Origin of the sequence: Microbacterium sp. (assembly GCF_036277215.1) — a bacterium.
In the GTDB taxonomy this organism is placed as follows: Bacteria; Actinomycetota; Actinomycetes; order Actinomycetales; family Microbacteriaceae; genus Microbacterium.
This window is the reverse complement of the sequence record NZ_DASUNI010000123.1, coordinates 1-8,323: the sequence shown is the minus strand read 5'-3', so window position 1 is coordinate 8,323 and position 8,323 is coordinate 1. Positions and strand designations below refer to the sequence as shown.

The 8,323-nt window shown below is 68.6% G+C and carries 8 protein-coding genes; 2 read left to right on the top strand and 6 right to left on the bottom strand.

All coding sequences use genetic code 11. The features are described from left to right. Positions 1–220 precede the first annotated feature (220 nt). Both VFX99_RS06370 and VFX99_RS06365 read right to left on the bottom strand, forming a co-directional pair. Positions 221–1,561 carry an MFS transporter gene (locus VFX99_RS06370; protein ID WP_329665476.1) on the bottom strand — a complete coding sequence of 447 codons (1,341 nt, stop codon included), beginning with the start codon at positions 1,559–1,561 and terminating at the stop codon, positions 221–223. Then, positions 1,558–2,001 (bottom strand): MarR family winged helix-turn-helix transcriptional regulator, encoded by a 444-nt coding sequence (locus VFX99_RS06365; protein ID WP_329665475.1) that lies wholly within the window; start codon positions 1,999–2,001, stop codon positions 1,558–1,560. The genes VFX99_RS06370 and VFX99_RS06365 overlap by 4 nt, the downstream gene beginning before the upstream one ends. An 80-nt stretch (positions 2,002–2,081) precedes the next feature. Between VFX99_RS06365 and VFX99_RS06360 the strand changes: the two genes are divergently transcribed. Continuing rightward, complete coding sequence (locus VFX99_RS06360) at positions 2,082–2,945, top strand: alpha/beta hydrolase (protein ID WP_329665474.1); 864 nt, start codon at positions 2,082–2,084, stop codon at positions 2,943–2,945. A 21-nt stretch (positions 2,946–2,966) separates the two neighbouring features. Here VFX99_RS06360 and VFX99_RS06355 read toward each other — a convergent pair whose 3' ends face one another. The 4 genes from VFX99_RS06355 to VFX99_RS06340 all read right to left on the bottom strand — a co-directional run bounded on the left by VFX99_RS06355 (position 2,967) and on the right by VFX99_RS06340 (position 7,235). Next, positions 2,967–3,791, bottom strand: coding sequence for a DUF2510 domain-containing protein (locus VFX99_RS06355; RefSeq protein ID WP_329665473.1), 825 nt, complete (start codon positions 3,789–3,791; stop codon positions 2,967–2,969). Between the two features lie 83 nt (positions 3,792–3,874). Next, positions 3,875–4,876, bottom strand: coding sequence for a sugar phosphate isomerase/epimerase family protein (locus VFX99_RS06350; RefSeq protein ID WP_329665472.1), 1,002 nt, complete (start codon positions 4,874–4,876; stop codon positions 3,875–3,877). A gap of 35 nt (positions 4,877–4,911) precedes the next feature. After that, positions 4,912–6,069, bottom strand: a complete 1,158-nt coding sequence (locus VFX99_RS06345) for a Gfo/Idh/MocA family oxidoreductase (RefSeq protein WP_329665477.1) — start codon at positions 6,067–6,069, stop codon at positions 4,912–4,914. A 116-nt stretch (positions 6,070–6,185) separates the two neighbouring features. Next, positions 6,186–7,235: a substrate-binding domain-containing protein gene (locus VFX99_RS06340; protein ID WP_329665471.1), complete on the bottom strand. Its 1,050-nt coding sequence runs from the start codon at positions 7,233–7,235 to the stop codon at positions 6,186–6,188. 262 nt (positions 7,236–7,497) lie between these two features. Here VFX99_RS06340 and VFX99_RS06335 point away from each other — a divergent pair. Then, the coding region (locus VFX99_RS06335; protein WP_414684325.1) for an ATP-binding cassette domain-containing protein at positions 7,498–8,323 on the top strand (826 nt) is incomplete at its 3' end.

Below are 8,323 nucleotides of genomic sequence, written 5' to 3'. Positions count from 1 at the left end.
CCGGGGTCATGCCCTCGAGCGTGCCCACCCCCTTCCGGGGGGCCGCAAGACCCGCCCGCATCTGTGGATCGCGCTCGTCCGAAATGCACCTGCGGAGGAGCGCCGGGTCCGTCGAACCCACGTCTCCCGCGTCAGCCCATGGTTTCCCGCGCGCCACAGCGCATGGGTTCGCGCAGAAGGTGTGGGTTCGGGCAGGCTCAGCGGCAGGCGCGCGCGGGAGTCAGCTCGTGCGGGGGCGCGGCGACACCGGGATCGGCGCGGTCGTCGCGACGGGCTCGCTGAAGTCGGCGCCCGTCGGCGCGACCACGCGGATCGGCAGCGTCTCGTCGATCGTGAGACGGAAACGTCCCGACTCGGCGCGACGCAGCCGCCCGGACGCCAGCAGCCAGATCGAGCCGATCGCGAAGGCCACGAGGGCTGCGACCGCGCCCACCAGGATCGCCATGCGGGGACCGAACTCCGACGCGACCCAGCCGACGATCGGTGCGCCGATCGGCGTGCCGCCCATGAGGATCGCCATGTACAGCGCGAGAACGCGTCCGCGCAGCGCCGGATCGGTCGTCGTCTGCACGTAGCCGTTGGCCGTCGTGAGCATCGTGACGACCGCGAATCCGGTGAACATGAGCGTCGCGGCATATGCCCAGTAGTTCGGCATCAGCGACGAGACGCCCGCGGCCGCGGCGAACAGGAGGGTTCCACCGACGACCACGCGCAACCGGGCGCGATCGCGCCGGGCGGCCAGGAGCGCGCCGGCGAGCGAGCCGATCGCGAGGATGGAGCTGAGCAGCCCGAAGCCGTCGGCGTTCTGCCCGAATTCGAGCGCCATCGTCGACGCGAAGATCGGGAAGTTCATGCCGAACGCGCCAACGAGGAAGACCATCGCGAAGATGACGATGAGGTCGGGGCGGCGGCCGACGTAACGGAAGCCGTCGGCCAGTCTCGACGCGCCGGAGGTGCTGGCGCGGGGGAGCAGCTCGTGCGTGCGGATCAGCAGGAGGGCGACGATCATCCCGAAGAAGGTGACGGCGTTCAGCAGGAAGACCCAGCCGGTGCCGACCGCGACGATGACCACTCCCGCGACGGCCGGGCCGATCATCCGTGCGCCGTTGAAGGATGCCGCGTTCAGCGCAACCGCATTGGACGCGTTCTCGCGGGTCACGACGTCGGAGACGAAGGCCTGCCGGGCCGGGTTGTCGAACGCCGTCACGACACCGAGCGCAAGCGCGAAGCCGTACATGATCGGGAGGGTCATCAGACCGGTGAGGATCATGACGCCGAGCGCGATCGCGAGCAGCATCAGCAGTCCCTGCGTGACCATGAGGAGCCTGCGACGGTCGAAGCGGTCGGCGACCCATCCGGTGACGCCGACGAGCAGGAGCGGTGGCGCGAACTGCAGCGCCATCGTGACACCCATCGCGGCGGCGTCGTTGTCGGTCAGCTCGGTGAGGACCACCCAGTTCTGGGCGGTCGCCTGCATCCATGCCCCGATGTTGGAGACGAGTGCTCCGATGAACCAGACCCGGTAGTTGAAGACCGAGAACGACCGGAACATGGCGCTCATCGGGCCACCATCCGCTGCATGATCGCCGCCGCCTGCGCGAGGATCGCGCGCTCGTCGGGCTCGATCTCGGCGAGGGCACCCTCGACCCACGCGTCGCGTCGACGCGCGGTCTCCTCGACGACCGCGCGGCCGTCGTCGGTCAGGTCGATCACGACCTTGCGACCGTCGTGCTCGTCGGCGCTGCGGGAGACGTAGCCCGAGTCCTGAAGGCAGTTCACCGTGCGGTTCATCGCGGGAGCGGACACGCGTTCGCGGTCGGCCAGCTCGCCGAGGGTGTGCGGCCCGTGCACGGACAGGCCGGCGAGGACGGCGAACTGCCCGTCGCTCATCGAGTCGACCGCTCGCTGCGTGCGCATGCGCCGCGCGAGCCGGAACGTGGCGATACGCAGGTCGGAGGCCTCGCGGGAAAGGTCGTGGCTCGGGTCTGCATGTTCGGTCATCGATCGTTAGCCTAGTTCATTATCCTAGCTAAGTAAATTCGACGCCCTCGATCGTGTCGGCGCGGATCTAAACTCCCCCCATGCCCCAGTTCACCGATGTGCGCGGCGTGCCGATCGTCTACGACGTCCATCCCGCGAACGGCGTTCCGCGTGCGGTGGTCCAGCTGGCCCACGGGTACGGTGAGCACGCCGGACGCTACGCACGACTGATCGATGCTCTGACGGACCGCGGCTTCACCGTCTACGCGGACGACCACCGCGGCCATGGTCGGACGGGGATGCTGCAGCACGGTGACGACTCGGCGCGGCTGGGCACGCTCGGGCGCGGGGGGATACCGGCGGCCGTCGCAGCGATGTGGGGCGTCACCGAGGTCATCCGGCGCGAGCACGAAGGCCTGCCGGTGGTCCTGCTCGCGCATTCATGGGGCTCGTTCATGGGGCAGATGCTCCTCAACCGGCATCCCGAGGCCTACGAAATGGTGATCCTGAGCGGCACCGTCTACCGGCAACTCGGCTCGGGGAATCTCGGCGACCTGAACAGGCGATGGAACGGTCCGGGGACGACCGGCATGGAATGGCTGTCGTCGGACGACGAGGTCGTACGCGGGTTCCTCGCGGACCCGCTGTGCACCACCGTACCCATGGGCAAGAACTTCGGGCTGTATCGACAGCTCCAGATGCTCGGCCGCCCGCGCAAGAACCTGCGTGATATCGCCGGGCGCGACATCCCGATCCTGCTGCTGGTCGGGCGCGACGACCCCGTCGGCGGGCCGCGCAGCGTCCACAGGCTCGCGGATGCCTACCGACGGCGCTCCGGATTCACCGAAGTCACGACACTCGTCTATCCGGAGATCCGGCACGAGGTCTTCAACGACGTGGGTCAGGAGCAGGTGCGCAGCGACGTGCTGGCCTGGCTCGACGAGCACCTTGCGCGCAGCGACTGACGGTTGCGCCGGCGGTCGGCCTCACTCGAAGTAGGAATCGTCGATCACCCAGTGGTCGTCGGAGCTCACGACGATGTACTCCCACCGGTCTTCGTAGTCGACGGGCTCGTCGGTCTGGTTCCCCTGCTCGTCGAACAGGCTGGTGTACGACTCGACCGTGGACACCGCGATCGCCGATCCGACGGCCTCGACCTCGCCGACCCGCACCTCGTAGTCGTCGAGGCTGCCCGTGAAGGAGCGGGCTTCGTCGACGAACGCCGCGCAGTCGGTGATCTGCACGACCTCGGAACGGTACTGCTCGGTCGTCGTGGCGAAGTAGTCGTCGCAGTTCCCGGTCAGCCAGGCGTCGTTGTATCGCTCCACGGCGTCGACGGCCGCGTCCCTGTCGGCGGCCGTCGGGACGCTCCCACCCGGCTCGCCCGAGGAGTCCTCGTCCGATGGCCCCCCCGCCGGGGTCAAACCCGTGATGAGCATCGGCGTCAGGATCGCGATGGCCGCGACCACGCCCACGACGACCACACCGAGGACGACCCACACGATCCACATCCGCGACTTCGGCGGTTCGGTCGATGCCGTGAAGCCGGCGGCAGGGGCGACGGGATACGTGACGGCGTACGCGTCCGGGCTGTACGGCGCGGTGAAGGCCGCCGGAACCTGTCCACCGGGGTACTGCGGCACAGGCGGGACAGGCGGCACCGGCGGCACAGGTTCGGCGGAAGCCGGAGCGAATCGCTGCTCGGCCTGGCTGTCCGCGCGAGGCTGCGTGTAGTCGGTCCAGTTCGCGCCGTCCCACCAGCGGAGCGCGCCCTGCCCGTCGTCGTACCAGCCCGGAGAGACCGTCGTCATGATCGAACGATAGTGCGCGCGCGGCCGGGCCGACACGGGTGGAACGGATGCCGCGGCGCGCGGCATCCGTTCTCGATCCGGAATCAGCGCGAGCTGAACGCCGCGTCGAATGCCGCTGCGGGTGCCGCGAAGGCGTTGCGCTTCACGAACTCGAGCGCCTCGGGTGCGCCGAGGAGGCGATCCATGCCGGCGTCCTCCCATTCGACCGAGATCGGGCCCTCGTAGCCGATGGTGTTGAGGGCCCGGAAGGATGCCTCCCAGGGCACGTCGCCGCGGCCCGTCGAGACGAAGTCCCACCCGCGGCGCAGATCCGCCCAGGCCAGGTGCGACCCGAGCCGCCCGTTGCGTCCGTTGCCGAGGTTGAGCTTCACGTCCTTGCAGTCCACGTGGTAGATCACATCCTGGAACTCGAGGATGAAGTCGACGGGGTTCAGCTGCTGCCACATGAAGTGCGACGGATCCCAGTTGAGGCCGAACGCGGGTCGGTGGCCGATGGCCTCGAGCGTGCGAACCGTCGTCCAGTAGTCGTAGGCGATCTCGCTCGGATGCACCTCATGCGCGAAGCGCACACCGACCTCGTCGAAGACGTCCAGGATCGGGTTCCACCGGTCGGCGAAGTCCTGATAGCCCGCGTCGATCGCCTCCTGTGAGACCGGGGGGAACATCGCGACGTACTTCCAGATGCTCGAGCCGGTGAAGCCGACCACCGTCTTCACTCCGAGCTTCGCAGCGAGTCTGGCGGTGTGCTTCATCTCTTCGGCGGCCCGCTGGCGCACGCCCTCAGCGTCGCCGTCGCCCCAGACCCTGTCCGACAGGATGCCGCGATGACGCTGATCGATCGGATCGTCGCAGACTGCCTGGCCCTTCAAGTGGTTCGAGATGGCCCAGACCTTCAGGTCGTGCTTCGCGAGCAGGTCGAGCTTGCCCTGGACGTACTCGTCGTCATCCCAGCGCCACGGGTCGAGGTGGTCGCCCCAGCAGGCGATCTCGAGTCCGTCATAGCCCCATTCCGACGCGAGGCGTGCGACCTCCTCGAGGGGAAGGTCGGCCCACTGGCCGGTGAAGAGGGTGATCGGTCGCGTCATTGCGGTGTTTCCCTTTCGTCTTCGGGTGGACGGGCTCAGTCCGTGGAGATCCAGCTGCTGTCCGAGGCGGAGCTGCGCTCGACGGCATCCAGCACCCGCTGCACGTGCAGTCCGTCGGCGAAGGAAGGCCGCGGCTGTTCGCCCGCCACGATGGCGTCCACGAAGTCGACGACCTGGTGCGAGAAGCCGTGCTCGTAACCGAGCATGTGACCGGGCGGCCACCACGGCGCCAGGTAGGGGTGGTCGTGCTCCGTGACGAGGATGGTGCGGAACCCCTGCTCGTTCGCGGGGAGGGTGGCGTCGTAGAACTCGAGCTCGTTGAGTCGCTCGAGGTCGAACGCGACGGCGCCGAGTGAGCCGGACACCTCGACGCGCAGGGCGTTCTTCCGTCCGGTCGCGAAGCGCGTGGCTTCGAACGTGCCGAGCGGTCCGTAGCCGCCGGCTGGGTTCGCGTATCGACCTGCGAAGAAGGCGACGTCGTCGACGGTGACTTCGCCACGTTCGGTGGAAGCGGTGCCCGAGAGGCCGACGCCTTCGGCGAGAAGGGGCCGCTCCCGGACGATGGTGTCGATGACACCGGAGACGCTCTGCAGGCGCAGCCCGGTGATGTATTCAGAGAGATCGACCGCGTGCGCGCCGATGTCGCCGAGTGCGCCCGATCCCGCGCGCTCTTTCTTCATCCGCCAGGTCAGCGGGGCCTCGGCATCCATCAGCCAGTCCTGGCGGTAGGACGCCCGCACCTGCCGGATGTCGCCGATGCGGCCTGCCGCGATCAGATCGCGCGCGAAGGTGGCGGCCGGAACGCGTCGGTAGGTGAAACCCACCATCGCGCGCACCCCGCGTTCCGCTGCGCGCGTCGCGGCATCCGCCATCGCCTCCGCCTCGGCGACGGTGTTGGCCAGCGGCTTCTCGCACAGCACGTGCTTGCCCGCCTCGAGCGCTGCGATCGCGATCTCGGCATGCGTGTCGCCCGGAGTGACGATGTCGACGATGTCGATGTCGTCGCGGTCGATGACTTCGCGCCAATCCGTGGCCGCCTCGTCCCAGCCCCACTTCTCGGCGGCGGCCGCGACCGCGTCGGCGTTGCGCCCGACCACGACGGTCATCGACGGGTGCGCGGGCAGATCGAAGAAGCGGGGGGCGACGCGCCACCCCTGCGAGTGTGCGGCGCCCATGAAGCCGTAGCCGATCATGGCGACGCGGAGGTTGTCGGTCACAGTTGCTCCAGGGTCGTGCACTGCGGTGGGGGATGCTGCAGAAGGGGGCCTCCGCGAGCGGCGGACGCCCCCTCCTGCGACTGGCTGTCGGGTCAGGACTCGAAGGCCAAGCCGATGTACTGGTCGACGTTCTCCTTGGTGACGACCGGAGCATCGAGGACGATGCGGTTCGCCACGCCCGGCGTGATCAGGTCGCTCATCGTCTTGCCCTGAGCGATCAGGCGGGCGAGGGCGATGCCGTCGGCAGCCTGCGTCGACGGGTAGATGATCGTCGCCTTGAGCACGGTGTCGTCGGCCTCGATTGCCTCCATCGCGTTCAGCGACCCGGCGCCGCCGACCATGAAGAACTCGTCGCGTCCGGCGGCCTCGATGGCTGCGAGGACGCCGATGCCCTGGTCGTCGTCGTGGTTCCACAGCGCGTCGATCTGCGGGTTCGCCGACAGCAGCTGGGATGCCGCCGCCTCGCCGCCCTGGACGGTGAAGTCCGCCGCTACCCGCGCTCCGACCTCGAGACCGCAGTCCTCGAGTGCGTCCGCGAAGCCCGCAGAGCGGTCCTGCGTCAGCGGCAGCGAGTCGATGCCTGCGATCTCGGCGACGACCGCGTCCGGGTTGTCGCCGAGCTGCTCGCAGATGTACGTGCCGGCGCTGACGCCCATGCCGTAGTTGTCGCCGAGCACGGTGGCGCGGGCGGCGAACGGGCTGGAGAACTCGCGGTCGACGTTGATAACCGGGATGCCGGCCTCCATCGCCTTGATCGCGACCTCGGTCAGGGCCGCTCCGTCGCTGGGCAGCAGCACGATGGCGTCGACGCCGTCGTTGATGAACGTCTCGACGGCGGCGATCTGCGCGTTGACGTCGTTGGTGCCCTCCGCAAGCTGCAGCTCGACGTCCGGGAAGCTCTCGGCCGCCTCGATGGCGCCCGAGTTGATGGCACCGAGCCACCCGTGGTCGGCGGCCGGGCCGGAGAAGCCGATGGTGACGGTGTCGCCGGTCGCCTCGTTCTCCTCCGCGCTGGTGCCCTGGTCGGCAGCCTCTTCTTCTTCGGGTGCACCGGGAGTGCAGCCGGCCAGCAGCGCGATGGCGGTCAGTGCGGCTGCGCCGATCCCGATCGCCCGCGTGCGCACTGTACGGGTTGAACGCATGAATTCCTCCTTGAATGTGAATGCAGGTCGGGCGCCAAGGGGACTCGGCCACGCTCGCGCGGCGGTCCACCGGGTGATGACCGAGATCAACGTAGCAGAACGTAACATCCGCGCGACAGCTTTTGTTGGCGGCTCAGCAAAAGCGAGCCTCACCGTAAAATCCGCGCTCCTCGCGAAGCGGAGAGCCGGCCGGGCCGTCGGCTGATGGTCGCGGAAGAGGGACTCGAACGACCCAACCGCCACCTGTTATGGTCAGCGTGTGATCAAAGGTGACCAGGATTCGACGTTACTCACGGTGCGCGGCGTCACGAAGAGCTTCGCCGGCGTTCGCGCCCTGCGGGGAGTGGACCTCGACGTGCGCGCCGGCGAGGTGCACTGCGTGCTGGGCCAGAACGGCGCCGGCAAGTCGACATTGATCAAGGTCCTCGCCGGCGCGCACCAGCCCGACGCGGGCAGCATCTCCTGGGAGGGCGAGGAGGTCGTGATCCCCAATCCCGAAGCCGCACTCGAGCTCGGCATCGCGACCATGTACCAGGAGCTCGACGTCGTCGACGGTCTGACCATCGCCGAGAACATCTTCCTCGGCCACGAGCTCGCGCGCGGCGGTTTCACGAAGCGCTCGGAAGCGGCCCGTCAGACGCGCGAGCTGCTGCGCAGGCTGGGACACGCCAACCTCTCTCCGAACACCGAGGTCGGGCACCTGAGCGCAGCCAACAAGCAGATCGTCAGCATGGCCCGCGCCCTGTCGCACGACATCAAGCTGATCATCATGGACGAGCCGTCGGCGGTCCTGGACACCGAGGAGGTCAAGAACCTCTTCCACGTCGTCCGGGAGCTGACCTCCGAGGGCATCGCCGTCGTCTACATCACCCACCGCCTGGAGGAGATCCGCCAGATCGGCGACCGCATCACCGTCCTGAAGGACGGCAGATCCATGGCATCCGGCATCCCGGTGGCCGATACGCCCACCGCCGAGCTCATCCGACTCATGACCGGGCGGGAGGTCGCGAACGTGTTCCCGCCGGCCGTTCCGGTGCCCGCTGATGCGCCCGTGGTTCTCGAAGTGGATGGCCTCGGCCTCGCCGGCG

Excerpts from the sequence above, each read along its gene's own strand:
- VFX99_RS06370 (WP_329665476.1), bottom strand. The coding sequence starts at position 1,561 with ATGAGCGCCATGTTCCGGTCGTTCTCGGTCTTCAACTACCGGGTCTGG.
- VFX99_RS06365 (WP_329665475.1), bottom strand. The coding sequence starts at position 2,001 with ATGACCGAACATGCAGACCCGAGCCACGACCTTTCCCGCGAGGCCTCC.
- VFX99_RS06360 (WP_329665474.1), top strand. The coding sequence starts at position 2,082 with ATGCCCCAGTTCACCGATGTGCGCGGCGTGCCGATCGTCTACGACGTC.
- VFX99_RS06355 (WP_329665473.1), bottom strand. The coding sequence starts at position 3,791 with ATGACGACGGTCTCTCCGGGCTGGTACGACGACGGGCAGGGCGCGCTC.
- VFX99_RS06350 (WP_329665472.1), bottom strand. The coding sequence starts at position 4,876 with ATGACGCGACCGATCACCCTCTTCACCGGCCAGTGGGCCGACCTTCCC.
- VFX99_RS06345 (WP_329665477.1), bottom strand. The coding sequence starts at position 6,069 with ATGATCGGCTACGGCTTCATGGGCGCCGCACACTCGCAGGGGTGGCGC.
- VFX99_RS06340 (WP_329665471.1), bottom strand. The coding sequence starts at position 7,235 with ATGCGTTCAACCCGTACAGTGCGCACGCGGGCGATCGGGATCGGCGCA.